The organism is Bacillus sp. PK6-013, assembly GCF_054161445.1.
The window spans coordinates 2336552-2354477 of the sequence record NZ_CP096417.1 but is presented as its reverse complement, the minus strand read 5'-3'; the positions used below and the strand labels follow the sequence as shown (position 1 = coordinate 2354477).

Annotated in this window: 25 protein-coding genes and 1 pseudogene; 22 read left to right on the top strand and 4 right to left on the bottom strand. The window is 38.9% G+C overall.

All coding sequences use genetic code 11. From position 1 onward, the window contains the following. Window positions 1–5 precede the first annotated feature (5 nt). Window positions 6–236, bottom strand: a complete 231-nt coding sequence (locus M1E03_RS11825; protein ID WP_009327761.1) for a hypothetical protein — start codon at window positions 234–236, stop codon at window positions 6–8. A 132-nt stretch (window positions 237–368) separates the two neighbouring features. Here M1E03_RS11825 and M1E03_RS11820 point away from each other — a divergent pair. The 4 genes and pseudogenes from M1E03_RS11820 to M1E03_RS11805 form a co-directional block, all read left to right on the top strand. After that, window positions 369–665, top strand: a pseudogene (locus tag M1E03_RS11820) (type I glutamate--ammonia ligase); the annotation flags it as partial. Window positions 666–1022: 357 nt separating this feature from the next. Further along, window positions 1023–1175: a hypothetical protein gene (locus M1E03_RS11815; RefSeq protein WP_231692497.1), complete on the top strand. Its 153-nt coding sequence runs from the start codon at window positions 1023–1025 to the stop codon at window positions 1173–1175. Window positions 1176–2300: 1125 nt separating this feature from the next. Further along, window positions 2301–2768, top strand: a complete 468-nt coding sequence (locus M1E03_RS11810) for a DUF6323 family protein (RefSeq protein WP_020451555.1) — start codon at window positions 2301–2303, stop codon at window positions 2766–2768. A gap of 1 nt (window position 2769) precedes the next feature. Beyond that, the gene (locus M1E03_RS11805) at window positions 2770–4206 is read left to right on the top strand and encodes a DUF6179 domain-containing protein (RefSeq protein WP_458110458.1); all 1437 of its coding nucleotides are present in this window, start codon (window positions 2770–2772) and stop codon (window positions 4204–4206) included. A 124-nt stretch (window positions 4207–4330) separates the two neighbouring features. On the opposite strand, the gene M1E03_RS11800 is transcribed toward M1E03_RS11805, so the two are convergent. After that, on the bottom strand, window positions 4331–4648 hold the full coding sequence (locus tag M1E03_RS11800; RefSeq protein ID WP_039072731.1) for a hypothetical protein: 318 nt from the start codon (window positions 4646–4648) through the stop codon (window positions 4331–4333). Between the two features lie 666 nt (window positions 4649–5314). On the opposite strand from M1E03_RS11800, the gene M1E03_RS11795 reads away from it, so the two are divergent. From M1E03_RS11795 to M1E03_RS11755, 9 genes are all read left to right on the top strand, one after another. After that, window positions 5315–5758: an HIT domain-containing protein gene (locus tag M1E03_RS11795; RefSeq protein ID WP_458110457.1), complete on the top strand. Its 444-nt coding sequence runs from the start codon at window positions 5315–5317 to the stop codon at window positions 5756–5758. A 604-nt stretch (window positions 5759–6362) separates the two neighbouring features. Beyond that, window positions 6363–6665, top strand: a complete 303-nt coding sequence (locus M1E03_RS11790; protein ID WP_039072733.1) for a hypothetical protein — start codon at window positions 6363–6365, stop codon at window positions 6663–6665. Between the two features lie 240 nt (window positions 6666–6905). Then, entirely contained in the window at window positions 6906–7886 is a 981-nt protein-coding gene (locus tag M1E03_RS11785) for an alpha/beta hydrolase family protein (RefSeq protein ID WP_458110456.1), read from the top strand. Between the two features lie 59 nt (window positions 7887–7945). Next, window positions 7946–8167 (top strand): hypothetical protein, encoded by a 222-nt coding sequence (locus M1E03_RS11780; protein WP_026579662.1) that lies wholly within the window; start codon window positions 7946–7948, stop codon window positions 8165–8167. Window positions 8168–8277: 110 nt separating this feature from the next. After that, window positions 8278–8874, top strand: coding sequence for an SAM-dependent methyltransferase (locus M1E03_RS11775; protein ID WP_145685451.1), 597 nt, complete (start codon window positions 8278–8280; stop codon window positions 8872–8874). A 105-nt stretch (window positions 8875–8979) separates the two neighbouring features. Then, window positions 8980–9462, top strand: a complete 483-nt coding sequence (locus M1E03_RS11770; protein WP_224067360.1) for a DUF4944 domain-containing protein — start codon at window positions 8980–8982, stop codon at window positions 9460–9462. A gap of 33 nt (window positions 9463–9495) precedes the next feature. Beyond that, window positions 9496–10068, top strand: a complete 573-nt coding sequence (locus tag M1E03_RS11765) for a GNAT family N-acetyltransferase (protein ID WP_216920663.1) — start codon at window positions 9496–9498, stop codon at window positions 10066–10068. 130 nt (window positions 10069–10198) lie between these two features. Continuing rightward, window positions 10199–10675: a Rok-like winged helix domain-containing protein gene (locus tag M1E03_RS11760; protein WP_195536405.1), complete on the top strand. Its 477-nt coding sequence runs from the start codon at window positions 10199–10201 to the stop codon at window positions 10673–10675. Between the two features lie 119 nt (window positions 10676–10794). Then, on the top strand, window positions 10795–10968 hold the full coding sequence (locus M1E03_RS11755; RefSeq protein WP_165389276.1) for a hypothetical protein: 174 nt from the start codon (window positions 10795–10797) through the stop codon (window positions 10966–10968). Window positions 10969–11320: 352 nt separating this feature from the next. Here the strand turns inward: M1E03_RS11755 and M1E03_RS11750 are convergent, their stop codons facing one another. Continuing rightward, window positions 11321–11941, bottom strand: coding sequence for a hypothetical protein (locus M1E03_RS11750; protein WP_026579659.1), 621 nt, complete (start codon window positions 11939–11941; stop codon window positions 11321–11323). Between the two features lie 560 nt (window positions 11942–12501). Between M1E03_RS11750 and M1E03_RS11745 the strand changes: the two genes are divergently transcribed. From M1E03_RS11745 to speG, 4 genes are all read left to right on the top strand, one after another. Continuing rightward, complete coding sequence (locus tag M1E03_RS11745) at window positions 12502–13086, top strand: TetR family transcriptional regulator (protein ID WP_458110455.1); 585 nt, start codon at window positions 12502–12504, stop codon at window positions 13084–13086. 80 nt (window positions 13087–13166) lie between these two features. Further along, window positions 13167–13499, top strand: a complete 333-nt coding sequence (locus M1E03_RS11740; RefSeq protein ID WP_020451572.1) for a DMT family transporter — start codon at window positions 13167–13169, stop codon at window positions 13497–13499. Window positions 13500–13501: 2 nt separating this feature from the next. Then, window positions 13502–13819: a DMT family transporter gene (locus M1E03_RS11735; RefSeq protein WP_020451573.1), complete on the top strand. Its 318-nt coding sequence runs from the start codon at window positions 13502–13504 to the stop codon at window positions 13817–13819. 28 nt (window positions 13820–13847) lie between these two features. After that, a complete protein-coding gene (gene speG, locus M1E03_RS11730; protein ID WP_020451574.1) occupies window positions 13848–14390 on the top strand; it encodes a spermidine N1-acetyltransferase in 543 nt (180 codons plus the stop codon). A 36-nt stretch (window positions 14391–14426) separates the two neighbouring features. Here speG and M1E03_RS11725 read toward each other — a convergent pair whose 3' ends face one another. After that, on the bottom strand, window positions 14427–14753 hold the full coding sequence (locus M1E03_RS11725) for a YxeA family protein (protein WP_217626321.1): 327 nt from the start codon (window positions 14751–14753) through the stop codon (window positions 14427–14429). Between the two features lie 209 nt (window positions 14754–14962). Between M1E03_RS11725 and M1E03_RS11720 the strand changes: the two genes are divergently transcribed. The 5 genes from M1E03_RS11720 (at window position 14963) to M1E03_RS11700 (ending at window position 17807) form a co-directional block, all read left to right on the top strand. Further along, entirely contained in the window at window positions 14963–15403 is a 441-nt protein-coding gene (locus M1E03_RS11720) for a hypothetical protein (protein WP_023857604.1), read from the top strand. Between the two features lie 61 nt (window positions 15404–15464). Next, window positions 15465–15590 (top strand): hypothetical protein, encoded by a 126-nt coding sequence (locus tag M1E03_RS11715; protein ID WP_256163837.1) that lies wholly within the window; start codon window positions 15465–15467, stop codon window positions 15588–15590. Next, the gene (locus M1E03_RS11710; RefSeq protein WP_458110454.1) at window positions 15532–15984 is read left to right on the top strand and encodes a redoxin domain-containing protein; all 453 of its coding nucleotides are present in this window, start codon (window positions 15532–15534) and stop codon (window positions 15982–15984) included. The genes M1E03_RS11715 and M1E03_RS11710 overlap by 59 nt, the downstream gene beginning before the upstream one ends. A gap of 76 nt (window positions 15985–16060) precedes the next feature. Beyond that, window positions 16061–16924: a manganese catalase gene (locus M1E03_RS11705; protein ID WP_023857602.1), complete on the top strand. Its 864-nt coding sequence runs from the start codon at window positions 16061–16063 to the stop codon at window positions 16922–16924. A gap of 82 nt (window positions 16925–17006) precedes the next feature. After that, window positions 17007–17807 (top strand): DUF2935 domain-containing protein, encoded by an 801-nt coding sequence (locus M1E03_RS11700; protein ID WP_020451579.1) that lies wholly within the window; start codon window positions 17007–17009, stop codon window positions 17805–17807. Window positions 17808–17926: the final 119 nt, after the last annotated feature.

The following is a 17926-nucleotide window of genomic DNA, read 5'->3' as shown; positions in this document are numbered from 1 at the left end:
CTTTTTTATAAGTAAATCGCCAATAAAGCCGCTAAGACAGCCATAATAAAGTAATCACTACTATCCATTTTCGTGCCGTTTTTAACAAAAACATTTAAAGCCCAATTCAATTTTGTACCATCGACCGTCTTTGAAACAAATTTTTTGCCGATATTGTAATACAGCACGTTGAAAAAGGCGTATGCAACTGAACAAAGCAAATAGAGCAAGATAAACTTACCAAAAAACAAAAGCATTGCTGGTCACTCCCACATTTTGAATTCTTTAACCAACAACTTGATTTTACCAAAAATGTTTATAATAGAAAAGGAGACGTTTGTAACATCTTCACCTGTCAAAAGAGGAATTTTTTCGTGATAACTATAGACTTGAGTATACAGTTTGTAGCAGGACTTGACGGCATCAAAAACAAGCTCGAAGCACCGGCTCCGATCGACCGCAACATCTATGTGATGACAAAAGAAGAGCGCCTCGAAAACGGAATCGTCGACCTTCCTGCGACACTCGCAGACGCTCTCGAAGAATTCAAATCAAACGAAGTCATGGTCAAAGCCCTCGGCGACCATCTATTCGAACACTTCGTCGAAGCAAAAGAAATCGAATGGGATATGTTCCGCACACAAGTCCACCCTTGGGAGCGCGAGCAGTATATGTCTCAGTATTAATCTAGGAACCCCCCTGGCACCAGTGGTGCCAGGGGGGTTTGAATTTTGGTCAAAAGATTGGGTGACCAAAATATGACCAAAAAAATTTGAAGTTTCTATCTAACTCCATAATCGATGAGACATAACCTTCGTAATCTTCGATTCTATCTTGGTCAAGTTTCTTACTGATATTGGGAGTAAACATCATCTGCTTTTCTTAATATATTTCATGTCTGTACCTGAATTCCAAGAGTAAAACCACGTGTGTTAGGCGAAAAGCGTGGTCAGCTTGGAATGGACGCGGCAAAAGTGACCAAATACTGATTGGAATGAATATGTTATATTTAGGGGAACAATAAGCGAAGGGGAAACTATTAAATGTTTGAGTTGGATAAGATGATAAACAAAGTAAACGGCCTTAAAGAAGAGCACGCAAAGGGAATCCTTAAGATTATTTGCGGAAAACTGGATAATCTAAAACACGCGGGTGGTCAATATACAGAGAAAGAATTTGTTGAAGATATTCGATAATGATTGAGGATTTTCCAGAATTGGATAATAAAGAAGAGAATAATGAATAAAAAACCCTTCTTGCAAGAAGGATTTTTTTATAACAATACCACACCGACGACATATACGATCGATTTAGTTATAAACAATTTTTTTAAAACGGGAGGTTTTGAAAAAGCGAAATAGTAATAACTAAGGTTGATAAAGAGCCCAAAGATATCAAAGATACAATTTTTCGGTTGTTTTGCTTTTTTGGAGATTTACTTAATTCATAGATTAATGCACTCCATAAAAGTATGGATGCCAAAATAATAATACTCATATACACATAATCCTCCTTTTTATGGTTAACATTGTCATCGATTTTACCACATTTAGGATTGAGATGTCGATGAAATAAGCATCTTTATTTCATTCTTTGACTGAAGAACAAAACCGTTTGTTTTCAACTCGGACATTATAGTTCCTTCGGAGTTCTCACTATGAACACTGGCATTCACTTACTCTCTAGTATGAGTTCCTTATTGAAATGTCTTTATTTCTTTTGTTGTCGAAAATGAAATGAAAACCTATCATATCCAGAACAGAAAGAGGCATTGAAACAAAAAGGTTAACAAAATGAGGTTGCAAGCTGCAGCCTTTTTAGTTTGAAAAAAGTTAGTACAAATGGAAAGAAATCATCCAACACACTGTTGGTCGGCATCTTTAAAGTGACAAACGCATGAAATGAAAGGAGCGGCTGTACGTTAGGTTCAGGAAACGTTGGCTGTTCTTTAGCCCTAAGAGAGCAAGGTATTGACGGCAATACGGTCAGAAAGCGGCGGGACCGTCACTGATGGTATTTACGGGTCTAAGACAAAAAATAGAAAAGTTAAATTACACAACAATTAATAGAATGAAGTATAAGCAAATAAAAATTTTGAACGAAATCTGTTGAGTTGAAGGGAAATTAAATTGGTCTTGAGGAATAAAAAGCTGATTTAAGAGGGAAAGAAACAATGCTGCTGAAAAACAACTATTGACATATGTAAGTAAATAGAATAAATTAATTATTGTTATAAAAAACACCTAATTTTATCATAGCACACAAGATATAAAAAGTCAATGTTTTTTTAAAAAAAGATGCTTTTGAAAGGAAGAGAGGTTATGAACTTATCTCGTTTTTTGAATTCCATTCAATTATCCCCTCAATCAAAACCTATGATGGAACTGCTTGAATTAAATGAAAAAACAAAAGAGCATGGCTTGATCTTAACACCCAGCGATATCAAAACATTAATCGTTTATAGAAATAAAGTGCTTCATGATCATGGACGTATAGAGCTGGGGATTGAAGTACTAAAGGAATTAATTGAGGTGTTTGCTGCTTCACCCTATATGGATGAGGATCATGATGTCGAAACGTTAATCGAGCTTCAGGAGATTTTTTATTATCTCAGAAATGAAACAGAAGATAAGATAGGTGACATGAAACTGATTCATCAGATGATGGAGTGTTTTAACGGACCTTCTGCGGGGTCTTTAGAGTTATTAAGAAGTAAAATGGAGGAACTCGCGGAGAGTTTCAGAAGAAATACGATGAGAAGTGAGTCTTTATATAAAGGTGATGAATAACATGGGAAAAGAAAATACTTTAAATCGCTATGATTTGGTTTCAAATTTTACGATTGATAAATCAAAGTTAAAGCAAAGCCAATTTATGTTGTCGCTTCTAAAAGAAGGCCAAAGGGTTGGAGTTATTACCAGCGAAAAAGCTTACAAGATACAGGTAGAGATTATGCAAATCCTGCAACGATTGATAGGCCAGTATACCAAAGGGGAAAGTACGTCGGTTACTACAGAAACGGCGGAAGGGATTATGGTTTCCCTCATGTATGCAATAGATGCTTATGCTCTCCATTTTGAGAAACCTGAAGAGGTTATCGTACATTTACGTTCTGATAGTATAAAAAATATATATACCAAAGGTGTCGAATTACTTCACTGTTATTTTGAAGAAGCTAAACAATTGTATCAAGACGTAAAAAAATTAAAGTTAGATGTGCCTGTTGATGCTTATAATTTAACCATTGACGAATCGTTACCTGTATTTATGAATCATTATAATATTATTTTTGAAGCTCAAAATACGATGGCGAGCATTGACTATCCTTTAGCTATTGACAACATGGAACTGCAAGGTGTTTTTTATATTAAACAGTATTTAGAGCGACTGCTGATAGAAACGAGATTCTGTCACTTTTTTAACCATCAAGATCTAATGTATATCTTGACAAACTTCGGGAGAATATGCCGCTTTAATTATCGCATAGAACTTTTTAATATTTTTGAGTTAATGATAAACAATGCTGTTTTTTCACTGCTATCCGGGGGCGAAGCCAATCAAGTCAGAATTTCTGAAGTTCAATATGACAGGTTGAGTCGGTTGTTAAGTGATTGCCATGCTGATAAAAGGGCAAACTTGATTAACGAAGCATTTGATCGGTTACAGCGGGATTTAAAGACAGATCAAACGATTACTGATTATATCAATTTGTATCGCAATGAATGTATTCAAAGGGTAAATAACGCTGCGGAAATTGATAGCTTCAAAATGTTGATCATCAGAGAAATTGAAGAGAGAGAAAAACCAATAGCGTTAATGTTAAATGAAAATGATCGCATGAGTGATATTGAAATGCGGAAATTGGTGGATTGCATCATGGAAAGAAAAAACACAGCAGAAAAAATATCGCTGATCCGCGATCATTTTGTTTCACTGCATGATTATTTGGATTTGCTAAATTCGGGATGTCTGTTTGACGACGAATATAACGCACTTTTTGCTACGTTTGGGAATTTTGAATTGGCCATTTTTGCGAAAATTGTATTTTATGAAGAATTAAGAGGGGGAATCCTCAATTTCATTGACATTGTTGCTGACTGCTCTGAAGCAAAGAGCGAGTGGGAAACATATTATATGAAATTTATTAAACAATTAGAAGATGAGCGCATTGCAACGATTGGACAGCTCATCAATGATATTGACTATGAGGAGATATCGTTTTATTAAGTTAAAGACGTTTTTATAAGTTTTTACAAAGGAGAGTCTAAAGAAAGACGAAGATAAATAACAGCACTCGATAAATGCAATCTTATCCCGCCAAGAAAGTTATTTTTCAACACAACTTAAAAGCTTAAAGTAATTCTACTCCAACTTGCTTAGTGAATTTTACTTTTATTCTCTCTTCTTCTCCAATACTTACAACCATGAAATTTTCAACTTTCTTAATGCTAGTTACGTTTTGAAAAACACCTGTAAATACCGCGAAATCTTTATAGGTTATATCCAGGCTGCAAGTTAGTTGATAAACATCCAGCGTCAAGATTAACTTGAAGTTTTGATTATCTTTATAAGTATAAATAAATTCGCCAGCCTCTGGATCATCAGCTATACTGGCTGGCTCACTCTCAAAAAGTTCTAGTAAATCATATTCATTATATTTTATAAACATCCAACTGACTCCTTAAAATTATAGTGATATTAATGAAGTTAAAAAAACCGCAGATCTTTAACTATATCGATCATTACTGGGCAATAAGAATTTCTGATTTTCAATCGCAACTCCAAACGCTGTCTTAAGGAAATAACTCATGTATCAATCGAACTGTATCTATATATAGGTTGATATGTTATTATCTGTATATAAAATAAGGTAGCATGCTAAGCTGCCGACAAATGATTAGATTAAATGAAAGAATTCGAAGCAATGAAAAATTATCAGAAGGGGAGATTGTTATTAGATTTTTGCCGCCGGTTTTCGCGGGTATTGCTGTATTTTTAGTGACTTTTTATATTGAGTATTCTTCCAAAAATTTATCCCTGGAGAATAAACTTATACTCAATGTTGCAGCGGCAATTGTCGGGTGTATTTTGGGAATGTTTATAAGAAAAAGAAATCAATATTAAAGAGACCGATTAATAAAGTTCGGTTTCTTTCTCTATTTTAACATGCAGGGAAAATATTCTTTGGATTAATAAAGGAAGGTAATCATTTCGAATTTCGGATTAAACATAGCTAGATCATTTTTCAAATATCTCTAGTTTATAAAGGATCTTAACGAGTTGTGAGTTTGGGCATCCGAAAAAACTTCAGAAAGAGAGGGACACTTAACAAAGTGTGGGTAGTGAAATGGACAAATGTATATTTTGTGAAATCGTTAGTCAAAAAATTTCAAGTTATGAGGTTTATAAAAATGACGATGTAACAGCATTTCTTGATATAAATCCTGTTACATGTGGCCATACAATAATCATACCAAATAAGCATATTGAAAGACTCGATCATATTAACGATCCCCATCTATCTAATGAAATAATGGATTCTTTAATTAAAGTACCTCAAATATTAATTCATTCAGGTATTTGTGATGATTACACGATACTCTCAGACAACGGTCACTTTGCTCAGCAAGATATTAAGCACCTGCATTTTCATGTCATACCGAGACACATGAATGAAAAGTTTGAATTCAAATTAAACACCGACTTTACTGCAGCTGAGAAAAGTAACTTACTTTCGGTATGGAGAAAGATGATGAGAAAAGATTGTCCTAGAATTTAAAAATGGAAAGATGATTTGATATGATCTCGTGCAGGTTTTGCTGAATTCATCATTTCGTCCAGAAATTCTTTCCTTTGTTGTATAATGGTGATGATTAACAATGGTTGCAAGGGAGTAAATTATGTTTTTAATAGCTTTTGTATTGGCGTATTTTATCAAGCAGCCGATATTAAGCATGGGGACACTTTTTCTTTTCATCTACGGATTTAGATTTTCTTCTAAAGGCATTAATGCTGAAAAATACGATTGTTATATTAATCAATATAGACTTATATTTTGCTTCGTCATCCCTTTCCTTAATTTTTATATGTACTGGACAACGATAGGAGGGAATGCGGGAGTCGGGTTTACGTTTAGTCCACTTACCCTGATGCAAAAGCTGTCTTTCTTGTCCCAAGTTATTTTGATATTATTACCCGAGATTCGCAAATTTTTATCTCGTAAAAACTTCATTCATATTGATGAAAAGAAGCAGAGATTAGCATCGGTTTTGTATCCAATTGCTTTAATCCTAACAGTTTGTATGGCATATCGGTAAGGACCGTAAGCAAAGGCCTTACTCTACATAAAAGTTGCATCCACTATACTTTAAAGGGGACTATTGATGAATTTCGATCCGGAAAAACTAAGGAAATTTCTTAATTGCGCGTCAAACCCATCAAACCCAATGGAGACAAAAGTAAAGAATTACTATGTGAATCAAGAGATTCAAGAGTTTGCATCCTTTGATATTGACTTTGAAAATGTAGACATCGCCCTGCGTATTGCTGGTATGTTGGGGAAATCCGCCACGAAATTTACGATAAATCATTTTCTTTTCCCTGATACGAACAAAATAGATTATATTCAATTTATAATTTTTGAAATTAATGATTCAGAACTATTAGCATTTTTAGAACAACTATAACAGCATTCTTGTTTGAATACAGTTCTCTTGGTGAAAATAAAGCAAGTTCTACCCGATAAACCGCAGCAATCATAATTACCTTTGATATTTGGTGTTGTGAACAGCCCCTTTTGTCAAGGCAGCTTCGTGGATTCATCAGGCTCAGCCGATTAAATGGCCAATGGTCTGTGTGAAAGGACTTGGCGGAACTGCCTTCAATCAAAAAAGCACCATTACTTATACCAATCAGGAGGACAAAAAGTGTTTTTGGCAAAGATGATCGATCGTTTAGCGTTATATGATTTGCACAGGAAAAGAAGTAAAGAAAAACATTTTTCCGCTTTTTCATTGGATTCGATTGACAGGGACGAATTCTATCAAGCAAAAGCGGCTGATGTCTCCTTTACTCTTCATGAAGCGAGAAAAAACTATTTGGCTGGACATTTCAGCTATGAATCTATCATTCCATCCGGGGACCCTGTCAATGATAGTTTAAAAGGCGAGGTTTTTTTAAATAAGAATGATATAGATCAACCTAATGTTATTTTTGTACACGGCTGGCGAATGGATTCATACGACAGAATAAAAAAGATATTTCATAATCGTATGATGAACGATTTAGGCTGGAACATGTACTACTATTCTCTTCCATATCATTTTGAAAGAGAGCCGGAATATTCGCTTTACAGCGGTGAATTGATGATAAGTGCGCATTTGAATCGTACAGTTGAATCAACAAGACAAGCTGTCGTGGATTTACGGGCACTCATTCACTGGATCAAAGCAAATAAAACCGGCCCTGTTATTATAGTGGGCGTCAGTTTAGGCGGGTGGATGACAAATTTACTGGCTGCCCTTGAGACTGAAATCGACATCGTGGTATCGATATTTTATGCCAATCGTCTTTCTTATGCGATATGGAATACCATCCCGGGTAAATTCATAAGAGAAGAATTGGAACAGTACGGTGTGACATATGAAGATTTACAAACATATTGGGAAATTACAGATCCCAGTCAGGCTGTGCCGAAAGTTAACAAAGATCACATTTTGCTGATTTCCGCCGTTCATGACCAACATGTTCACTTAGAGGATGCCGATAAGTTATGGGAGAGCTGGGGGAAACCCGAAAGACATCTCTACAATTGCGGCCATGCCGGAATTGTTCTTTGTCGTAAAAAGCTGGCATTAGATACGATTTCTTTCATCCGAAAAAAATTAAAGCAGCTTCATGAGGGATAATTTCTTTAATTTATTAAAAAGCTGGCAATTTTCAAAATGTACGAATAGGAGGTTTTTTTATGTACTTTGTTTCCGGATTTGTTTCAATTTTGCTGGGTCTATTAACGCTGTTTTTCTTACAGGTGTTATCTGTTGCTTTTCCTCATTATATAATGGATGCAGATGGCAATAGTGAAGCTTCGGTTTATTTTCAATCATCTGTATTGTTTTATCCTGTTTTGCTTCTCATTTTAGGCGTCATCATGATTATTGTTCATTTGCGAACAAATGATAAGGGTTAATTCGAAGGAGAGTATCGAGTTTGACTGCGAAGCGAAAATGAGATGCATCATCTAAAAGAAACGGGTATATCATTGATATGAAAGCTTCTAAAAAAAGGAGAACAAAAACGATGAACTTTTGGCACGAGCGCTTTCAAGATGAGAACTATGTGTATGGAACGGAACCGAATGCGTTTTTGGCAGATTCGCAGAAAAAACTTCAATTGTCGGGTGATGCTTTAGCCATTGCAGAAGGCGAGGGGCGCAATGCGGTTTTTTTAGCAGAACAAGGGATGAACGTCACGTCATGGGATTATGCCGAGTCAGGGTTGGAGAAAACGAAAAAGCTTGCTGAAACCCGTCATGTATCGGTGAAGACGGAGCTTGTTGACTTAAATGAAGCGTCTTGGAATCAAGGGCAGTGGGACGAGATTGTATGTATTTTTGGACATTTTCCAGAAGAGCTGCGTCGAAAAACACTTCTTGGAGTAAAAGAAGCCGTGAAGCCCGGGGGATTTTTCGTGACGGAAGTGTATTCGACGCACCAAATTCCTTACAAAAGCGGCGGGCCGCAGGATCCGGAGCTTTTATATACACCGGAAGAATTTTTACAAACCTTTTCAGATTGGCGTATTGTCCACTTTTTTATGGGAGAAGTCGTTCGTCATGAAGGGGCTTGGCACAACGGCCTGTCTCATGTCATTCAATTTATTGGTCAAAAGCGCTGAATACTCCGGGGAAATATGATTTTAAAAAGGTGCCGTTTATGGCGCCTTTTTTGCGTAACTTTTTTCACCGTCATCACTACTATTGTGATGAAAGCGGGGGAAATGATGAAAAACAAAAATGGACTCAAACGGCTGCTGATGATCAGCAGCGCATTTCTGCTTTTAATTGGCGGGGGATATGTCAGTGCAATGATCTTCGGAAAGAAAGTGGTGTATGAAGGAGAGGGGGAAAGCGGTCTGTGGCATGCTTCGATTGAGAAATCAGATAAAACGTCAATCGGGCCTAATTATTTTTTGAATTTGTATTGGGATGGCGCGAAAGAAGATGCGAAAAGAACGATTGTGAAAACAATCACCTTATACATAGACGGCAAAAAGTATGATGATAGAGGAGAATACGATCTTTCTGAGTATACCGGAGAGGAAATGGATGACGGAGGCCATATGGAAGATCATATCGCGACTTTTGATTTTATGCCTGAAGAGGATGTCATCGGGCATGCGTTATCAGTCAAAGTGGAGTGGAAAACCGGAGATGAAGAGGACGCAGAAATAATGAAATTAACCAAGATTCCGTGGTATAAATGAAACGACAATCACTGAATAAGGAAGTGATTTAAAATGAATGAAATTGAGATCAGAAGGCCGCAAATTGACGACGTTGAAGAGCTGAATCAGTTTTTCAGAATCGTGGTCGAGGATACTTTTGCTAAAGAGGGGATATCCGATCTGCTTGATGATCAAGAAAGTGAAATTGAAAGTAAGAGGCAATACTTGAAAGCAGACTTAGACAGCAAAGGGAAGAGCCGGCACTTTTTTATCGCTTCAGATCAACGTCTGAATAAAATCATCGGTACAATCGAATATGGCCTTGCCAGCGAATTGATCGATATTTGTACGGATGGGGCTTTAAAGGATTTATATGAGGTAGGGACGGTATTTGTCCACCCGGATTATCAAAGACGCGGAATCGGGTCTTTGCTGTTCAACGTTATGTTTTTGACCTTTCTGAATCGGGGAGTGAAGGAATTTTGTTTGGACAGCGGTTATCCCGGTGCACAGAAAATATGGAAGAAGAAATTCGGCGAGCCTGACTATATGCTGAAGGATTATTGGGGGAAAGGATATGATCATATGATTTGGAGGAGACGGACGAAGGATATGCCGATTGATACAAGAACATCAATAACGTAATCATCCTTTATATTCCATATATGTTTTAACGATAAAAAGAACTTTTCTTGAATTTATTTTTAAATAAATTGTTAAAGTTAAAAAAGTCCTATAAACTATAATGGAATCTTAATTTTAGGATGTGGGAGATATGTTCGACGAAAGAGAAGCGTTGCGTTTGAGACTTGAACAGCTAGGTGATGCGGAGATTCAGGTGATGCGGGAATTGCGGAAAGAACGACAAGACATTTATTCGAAGCTGCGTGAATTGGATCGGGAGAGTGATCCCGCAATTAACAAAAAATCTTCATTAATCGACTTGGCAAGCGCTGCAGCAGAGGAATTAAAACAATCCCAGATTGCCGCTGACAAACATCCGCCCATCAAAACTCCATCTCATACTATTTTCCAATCAAAAACAACCATACAGCGTGAGGCTGCCTTAAACATTTTAAGCCGCTATGAAGAGGGCTTGAAAGGCATTAAGCTCAAAACTGAAATCGAGAAAGAAACCGGCTTTCCGATTAAAAACATGACAACATTTATGAAGAGCTTAATGAAACATCGCCCAGATATTAAAAAACCTGCCCGCGGCCATTATATTTTGCAAAAAGAAAAAGGCCTTTGAGGTTTTCGTCATAATTCTAGATTCATATATGTCATAAATCAGAGCGGAATCTTTAAAAATTGAAACCAAACAGCACTTATATCGTATCGTTAGCTAAAATCAATGTAAGGGTGTTTTACATGTTGGATAAAAAGAAATACTTCATGATTATGGTACCGGCTTTAATTTTAGCGTTTTTATTTCAATTTTTTGTTCCCTCAGAGCAAGGGCACTTGGGGATTGTGTTTATTTTAGCAGGCGGGGTGATTTATTATCTTTGGGTGCATATAGAAAAGGACAAACAGAAAGATTGAGCGCATCCTTTGATTTGCGAATCCACTAAAAAAACGTCTATATAGACGTTTTTTTGTTATTGATATCCATTGTTAGCCAACCTGCTGGGCGGCAACCGACTGAGCCGGTAAACAAATGCTCAAGCAGCCGTTTCTCCCAGATTTTATCGATCTTTTAACTTTAAGGCGTAAGCTTTGAACTGTTAAGAGCTTTGATACTTAAGCTGTAAACGCTGAACGTTGAGCTTTGAGCTTTTATCTCAATGTTGGCACAGCGTCTCTTTGGCTGTGCAGATGAAATAAAAGGAGGGAGTCACCTTTCCCTCGGAAGGTGTTTAGTTTTATCGGTTTTCGGTTGGCTAACAATCGGCCGTTAATCGATTTTGATTTTGGTGAGTGTATTGCTCTCGGACAATGCAAAGTCAACTTCCATTTCAAAGTCCTCGATCTTTTTTGACAAGGAATCGATCTTCTCTTTTAGATTCAGCGGATCGATGATTTTTGCTTCATTTTCAGCGAGGAAAGATTTGACGATTTCCTGGTTTTCAGCCGCTTTTACTTTGCCGTCTTTTCCGAAAAGAGTCTCCAGATGTTTGTCCAGTCTTTCTGTTACTTTTTGATTGACGCTCTCGGCCTCGTCGACTAAATCAGCGTACACTTCTTTCAGCTTATCCAAAAGTTGAATGTCGTAGCTGATGGAGGTTTTTCTTTCGATGGCTTCAGCCACAGTCATCTTGACTCCGGCCACTTCGATTTTGGTCGTCGCGTTGGATACAACAATGGCAGACTTAATGGCATTTCGCCTTTTGATTAAGGCTTCAATTGATTGATAATCGGCTTTCGCCCTAGTTTCCAAGTCTTCGGTTGTCCGAAATCCGTTCGGCAGTTTCTTTCCGATCATCAAGCCTCCGAATGTACTCTCATTTACGGCCCGCTTGATTCTTTTATCCAACATTTTGAGTTCGCTTAGTGCTCTGGTGATCGTAAGTTCCATTCTATAGCCCCTTCGCAGTTTATATATTTAAAAAAGCTCTTTATTTACTCATTAGAGTGATGATTATATCATATTGATTTTCCAAGTGTTATATTTTGTGTGGATATTTTCATATAGGATAATAGTCCAAAAAGATTCATAAAAAGCTGTAGGAGGTCTAATCGATTGTTCGATTTCATGATCACTATGCATTGCATTTCTCTTTAAAATGAACAGGGAGATCAACAAAAAAACTTTTAGCAAAAGAAAATTTTTGCTGAGAACTTTTCCTAATTCCTATTGTTTGTCTTTGCTCCGTTTCACTGCAAAACATATTGCGAGGACGGCTGCGATAAGAGAGGCAGCTCCGCATGCCAGCTTGATCAGCGGTTTCAACAATATCAACTCCATCTGTTTTCGGTATATGTGTAAAGTATAAAAGGGATTCATATCCAAAGACAGCTTATGCTTAGGATTTTAAAGAAATTTTAAGGAAATAAGTCCTGCGCCGCCCGGTTGACAATGAAAAGCCGCTCCACTAAAATGAATGATAGTCATTCATTTTTAGGGAGGTCTGCAACATGCCAAAGCAAACGTCCGGGAAATATGAAAAGATTTTGCAGGCGGCCATTGAAGTCATTTCTGAAAAGGGGCTGGATAAGGCGTCGATTTCAGATATCGTGAAAAAAGCAGGTACTGCGCAGGGCACTTTTTATCTTTATTTCTCATCCAAAAATGCATTGATTCCCGCGATCGCGGAAAATCTTCTGACACATTCTTTGGACCATATTAAGAGCAAGGTCGACGGAACCATGTCTTTCTGGACCGCCTTGGAGATCATGATCGATGAGACGTTTAACATGACGGAACTTCATCAGGATATTATCGTTCTTTGCTACTCAGGTCTTGCCTTTGACCATTCGATGGAAAAATGGGAGGCGATCTATCAGCCTTATTATTCCTGGCTTGAAGGACTTATTGAAAAAGCAGTTGAGAAAAACGAGGTCATTCCGGACATCAATGTGCGCTGGACGGCCAGAACGATTATCAACTTTGTCGAAAACACAGCGGAACGTTATTACATCGGGGCGGAAAAAGACGAAGAGCTCAGTGTGTTCAAAAAAGAAATATTTACTTTTCTGAAGAGAAGCATAGGAACCAAGTGAAAAATGACCGGCTGCAGCTGTTCATTTTTTATCGGCCTAAAAATGACTGACGTTCATTCACAACAGGAAGGGTGTTATCATTGAGTTGGCTCCTCGTCATTATTGCGGGTTTTTTGGAAGTGGTTTGGGCCTCAGGTCTTAAACATGCGGATTCCTTCGCCGATTGGCTGATGATCTTTGTACTGATCGCGGCAAGTTTTCTCATGCTGATACGATCTTACAGGAACATTCCGATGGCGTCGGCTTATACCGTATTTGTCGGAATCGGAACGGCCGGCACATATGTGACGGGTGTTTTTATGGGCGAACCCTTTTCAGGAGGGCAAATATTTTTTTTGATCGTGCTGTTGGGAGGCATTATTGGCATGAAAATGTTTACAAAAGAGAACAATACCCAGTCAGGGGGTGATTGATCATGCCGTGGTTATTTTTGGTGATTTCTGGAATCGAAGAGGTCATTGCCGCCATCGCTATGAAATATGTAGACGGCACAAGAAAAAAATGGCCGATTATTGTCATGGTATTGGGGTTTGCTTTGTCTTTTTTCTGCCTTTCGAAAGCCATGCAGGCACTTTCAGCCGGTGTTGCCTATGCTGTTTGGACCGGGATCGGCAGCATCGGCATTACGGCAGTCAGCTTATTTTGGTTTAAGGAGCGGATTCGCGCTCCGCAGCTCATCTCACTTGGCTTTATTATAATCGGGGTGATCGGCCTGCGCCTTACATCATCTTAAATTTTAATTTATATTGGAGGTTGCTGATATGTTCAATCAGCTTAAATTGCGTCCGCTCGAAAGAGAAGACCTTCCGTTTGTCCACCGTCTTAACAACGATGCGAAGATTATGTCGTATTGGTTTGAAGAACCGTATGAGACTTTTGTTGAGCTGCAGGATTTGTTTGACAAACACATTCATGACCAAAGCGAACGGCGCTTTATCATAGAGAAAGAGACTGAGATGATCGGATTGGTTGAGCTGGTCGAAATTGATTATATTCACAGACGGGCGGAGTTTCAAATCATCATTGATCCCGAGCATCAAGGGAACGGGTATTCGTCAAGCGCAACGTATTTGGCGATGAACTACGCGTTTTCCGTTTTGAATTTGCACAAATTGTATTTGATCGTCGACGAAGATAATGCAAAAGCGATTCACTTGTATAAAAAGGCAGGGTTCACAATCGAGAGCGAGCTGCAGGATGAATTTTTCGTTGACGGCTATTATCGTAACGCTATTAGAATGTGCATTTTTCAGGATGAATTTTTATCACTTAAAAAAAGCAAAAAGGAAGGCATGCAAGGATAAACAAAAGAGATGGCGCCGCCATCTCCCGCATGTTTTTTAATTTTTCACACCTAATCGATCTTTGGCTTTGTCGGGAATATCGTCTTTTTCAACCTCTTCCCACGATTTCACGCCTTTATTTTCAGAATAGAAAAGCCGTAAAAACGCGCCTGTACGAAGGTTTTTATCAGCTGTGAATTCCATTGTTTTTTCTTGACCGTCCTCATCAAAACCGGCCAGTTCATATTTGAAGACGGAGTATTCCTCGCCGTCGTCAAACTTCGACGTGTCTTCCTTCCCGTTTCCGGTAATGTGAACATAATATTCGTCTGTTCCCACACGGTTTAAGTTACATCCGCTTAATAATGCGGTAAATATGATCATCAGGCTGATCCATACGATATGCTTTTTCACAATTTCACCTCATTTATCATTCTAAGATTCATTGTCTGATAAAAAAATCGAATAACGTGACATGAACATTACACTTTTGTAAGGGATCGTTCGGCACACTCATCTTGAAACGGGAGATTAAATTTCAATATCCTTTTTATTCAATAAAGTTTATAATATGGAAAAAGGGAGGGGCGCCAATGAAAAAAAATTTATTTTTGATGTTGTTTTCAATCATGATGGCCTGCAGTTTTCATATTCAGCCTGCTGATGCTGCGGTTACAAAAGATGAGAAAAAGACGACCATGACAATGACTGAAGATCAAGTGGGATTTTTTATGGCGGACAGCACCAATGTAAATTACTACCCGACATGGCTGTATTATAAGTTTACGATTTTTAATGCAGAAGGCTGTACACTCAAGATCAAGCTGCAGAGAATCACGTTAACAGGACATGCGATCACTTTAAGCGAGAAAGAATTTACTGGAAATCATCTTCATTTAAGTGCTGCAGATAAAGTGAGCGGGACGCCGCACCGCAATCATTTCCTGGATATCACAAAAGTGTCAGGCTGCGGAGATGTTGGAATTACAGGCTTTTACGGCTTTGAGCATGAAATGCCGGACTACTCATCATAAAGAAAGCCCAGCAGAGGAGAGTCCTTTTTTCATATTAGGGCTAACATATCGGGAGAAAAAAATGAAAAAACAAACGCTGCTTTTATTGAGAGGCGCCATCCTCTTGCTCCTATGTTGTGCGTCTGGTTATGCTCTTTATCAGCATATTGCCGGAGGCCGGAATGAACAGGCAGGCATTACATTTTAAATTATCGACTTTAGAGGGCGGTGACATCGAACTGAAAAAATTACGGGGAAAGGCGGTACTTGTTAACTTTTGGGGGACTTTTTGTACACCGTGCCAAGAGGAGATGCCGGTCATGCAAAAAGCTTATGACCGTTTTAAAGGAGACGGTTTTGAAATCATCGCTGTCAATGTGCGTGAATCGAAAGGTGCAGAAAAGAGCTTTGTCGACCGCCATGGCTTAACTTTTCCGGTCGCTTTGGATCAATCGGCTGAAGTTTACCGTTCTTGGGAAATTTATTATTTGCCTACAAGTATATTCATTAATCGGGAAGGAAGACCAGAGCGGATGTATGTCGGAGGAATGTCTGAGCGGCAAGTTGATATGTGGATTGAAGACCTTCTTAGCGGTTCATAGAAACTCATTTAAAAGGGATAGACAAACACCTATTGTTCTTATCGTTCATAAGGTAGCTCAGGAGAGGAGCGATCTTATGTTTTTTCATATTAAAGAACTGCAGTATCATGCAAAGCCTGAAAAACCCGATCCATTATTTGCGAAAAAGCTGCAGGAAATACTGGGAGGACAGTTCGGCGAAATATCAGTAGCTCTGCAATATCTTTTTCAAGGCTGGAGTGTCAGAGGAAACGGCAAGTACAAAGATCTGCTGATGGATACAGGAGCTGAAGAGCTCGCCCATATCGAGATGCTGGCGACGATGATTGCAAGGCTTTTGGACGGTGCGCCGGTCGGCGATCTTGAAAAAGCTGCAAAAGATCCGGTGCTCGGTGCCATTCTCGGAGGGATGAATCCGCAGCATGCCATCGTATCAGGATTAGGGGCGATGCCGGCCGACAGTGTGGGAAACCGCTGGACTGCCGATTATATTATTGCAAGCGGAAATTTGCTTGCTGACTTTCGGGCAAATTTAAACGCGGAATCACAGGGACGCCTGCAGGCGGTCCGCCTTTATGAAGAGACGACGGACCGCGGTGTCAAAGATATGCTGTCCTGGCTGATTGCAAGGGATACGATGCATCAAAACCAGTGGCTTGCAGCCATTAAAGAACTGGAAGCGAAAGAAAATGTCGTCGTCCCAAGCACGTTTCCGCGCCATCTGGAAAAAAGGGAAGTCTCTCATGTATTATTTAATTTTTCAAGAGGCAACGAGAGCGCTACAGGCAGATGGGCGAAGGGACCGAGCATGGATGGGGAAGGCGTTTTTCAGTATGTTGAACATCCTCAGCCCCTTGCGAAAAAACCGGTGTTAAAACCTGCGCCTGCATATATTCATGATACGCCGCCATCGGTTATTCAACATCCCCGGGATGATATACTGCCTCCGAATCTTTATTGATCAGCTTCTATTTGCATGATCATATTTCGGGCTTGCAGCGAATAGCCATAGTGAAGAATGGTATTTAAAGGGAGGCGCAAGCTTGAAAACTTATAAGGAGACGGCCGTTTTTGAACATAAATTTTGGCTTCAGGTTTTGGGTGATCATGCGCGTTTTATTTTGGATTCTTTGGCTGAAAGGGAAAAAGAAGATATTCAAAAGGCGAAGCAGTTCAAGCAGACGTTTGATGTTTTGCTGAAAAAAGTGAATGCTTCGCCTGATTTGTATTCATTAACGCTTGAAGCTGAAGAATATGCCCTTCAATTCAGGAAATTTAAACTCTCCATCATTAAAAGGCACCTGACAGGCGATATTAAAATTCACCTTCCTCCGACTTTTATCAACCATATGGTAAATGAACTGGAGGAGTACTTGCTTGTGCTAAAATACTTAAAAAAACGGGAAGTGCCGCCTGTTTTCCACGAGTTGCACCACCATATGCTGTGGCTGATGGATGCCGCCGGACATGCTGGAGCAATTGCCGATGACCTGGATGCGGTGGAAAAACGGTTGAAAGAGAAGAGCAGGGAGTTTGTCAAACACTTTGAACAGTTCTATATTAAATCCGTTGAATTGACGGGGTATCTCAGAGCGAATGTTGAATCTTTTCCCGCTCTCAGAAGGATGAATAAAGACGTGAAGCTTGAGATTGAGCTGTTTCGTACCTTTTTGAAAGAAGTGGAGGAGCTGGAGCTTACAGATCAGATGCTCGGTACGTTCTCCGCGCTGATGGCAGACCACATGATGAGGGAAGAATGCTATTATTTAATGAAAATCGCCGAATCGACAAATACGCAAAAACCTGCGTGCGACCCTGCGAAACCGAGGCTGCTTGAAAAGTAATGCCGGCGGTTTTGCTATTTTTTTGATGAAGCCGCGAATCGATCTTGGCACCTGCGGTTTGCACAGCCTTTTTCATGCGATTATAATTCAGAATATATAGATAATCTAAAAACTGTTTG

Coding starts and splice junctions, on each gene's coding strand:
- M1E03_RS11825 (WP_009327761.1), bottom strand. CDS start 236: ATGCTTTTGTTTTTTGGTAAGTTTATCTTGCTCTATTTGCTTTGTTCA.
- M1E03_RS11815 (WP_231692497.1), top strand. CDS start 1,023: ATGTTTGAGTTGGATAAGATGATAAACAAAGTAAACGGCCTTAAAGAA.
- M1E03_RS11810 (WP_020451555.1), top strand. CDS start 2,301: ATGAACTTATCTCGTTTTTTGAATTCCATTCAATTATCCCCTCAATCA.
- M1E03_RS11805 (WP_458110458.1), top strand. CDS start 2,770: ATGGGAAAAGAAAATACTTTAAATCGCTATGATTTGGTTTCAAATTTT.
- M1E03_RS11800 (WP_039072731.1), bottom strand. CDS start 4,648: ATGTTTATAAAATATAATGAATATGATTTACTAGAACTTTTTGAGAGT.
- M1E03_RS11790 (WP_039072733.1), top strand. CDS start 6,363: ATGAATTTCGATCCGGAAAAACTAAGGAAATTTCTTAATTGCGCGTCA.
- M1E03_RS11780 (WP_026579662.1), top strand. CDS start 7,946: ATGTACTTTGTTTCCGGATTTGTTTCAATTTTGCTGGGTCTATTAACG.
- M1E03_RS11775 (WP_145685451.1), top strand. CDS start 8,278: ATGAACTTTTGGCACGAGCGCTTTCAAGATGAGAACTATGTGTATGGA.
- M1E03_RS11770 (WP_224067360.1), top strand. CDS start 8,980: ATGAAAAACAAAAATGGACTCAAACGGCTGCTGATGATCAGCAGCGCA.
- M1E03_RS11765 (WP_216920663.1), top strand. CDS start 9,496: ATGAATGAAATTGAGATCAGAAGGCCGCAAATTGACGACGTTGAAGAG.
- M1E03_RS11760 (WP_195536405.1), top strand. CDS start 10,199: ATGTTCGACGAAAGAGAAGCGTTGCGTTTGAGACTTGAACAGCTAGGT.
- M1E03_RS11755 (WP_165389276.1), top strand. CDS start 10,795: ATGTTGGATAAAAAGAAATACTTCATGATTATGGTACCGGCTTTAATT.
- M1E03_RS11750 (WP_026579659.1), bottom strand. CDS start 11,941: ATGGAACTTACGATCACCAGAGCACTAAGCGAACTCAAAATGTTGGAT.
- M1E03_RS11745 (WP_458110455.1), top strand. CDS start 12,502: ATGCCAAAGCAAACGTCCGGGAAATATGAAAAGATTTTGCAGGCGGCC.
- M1E03_RS11735 (WP_020451573.1), top strand. CDS start 13,502: ATGCCGTGGTTATTTTTGGTGATTTCTGGAATCGAAGAGGTCATTGCC.
- speG (WP_020451574.1), top strand. CDS start 13,848: ATGTTCAATCAGCTTAAATTGCGTCCGCTCGAAAGAGAAGACCTTCCG.
- M1E03_RS11725 (WP_217626321.1), bottom strand. CDS start 14,753: ATGATCATATTTACCGCATTATTAAGCGGATGTAACTTAAACCGTGTG.
- M1E03_RS11720 (WP_023857604.1), top strand. CDS start 14,963: ATGAAAAAAAATTTATTTTTGATGTTGTTTTCAATCATGATGGCCTGC.
- M1E03_RS11715 (WP_256163837.1), top strand. CDS start 15,465: ATGAAAAAACAAACGCTGCTTTTATTGAGAGGCGCCATCCTCTTGCTC.
- M1E03_RS11710 (WP_458110454.1), top strand. CDS start 15,532: ATGCTCTTTATCAGCATATTGCCGGAGGCCGGAATGAACAGGCAGGCA.
- M1E03_RS11705 (WP_023857602.1), top strand. CDS start 16,061: ATGTTTTTTCATATTAAAGAACTGCAGTATCATGCAAAGCCTGAAAAA.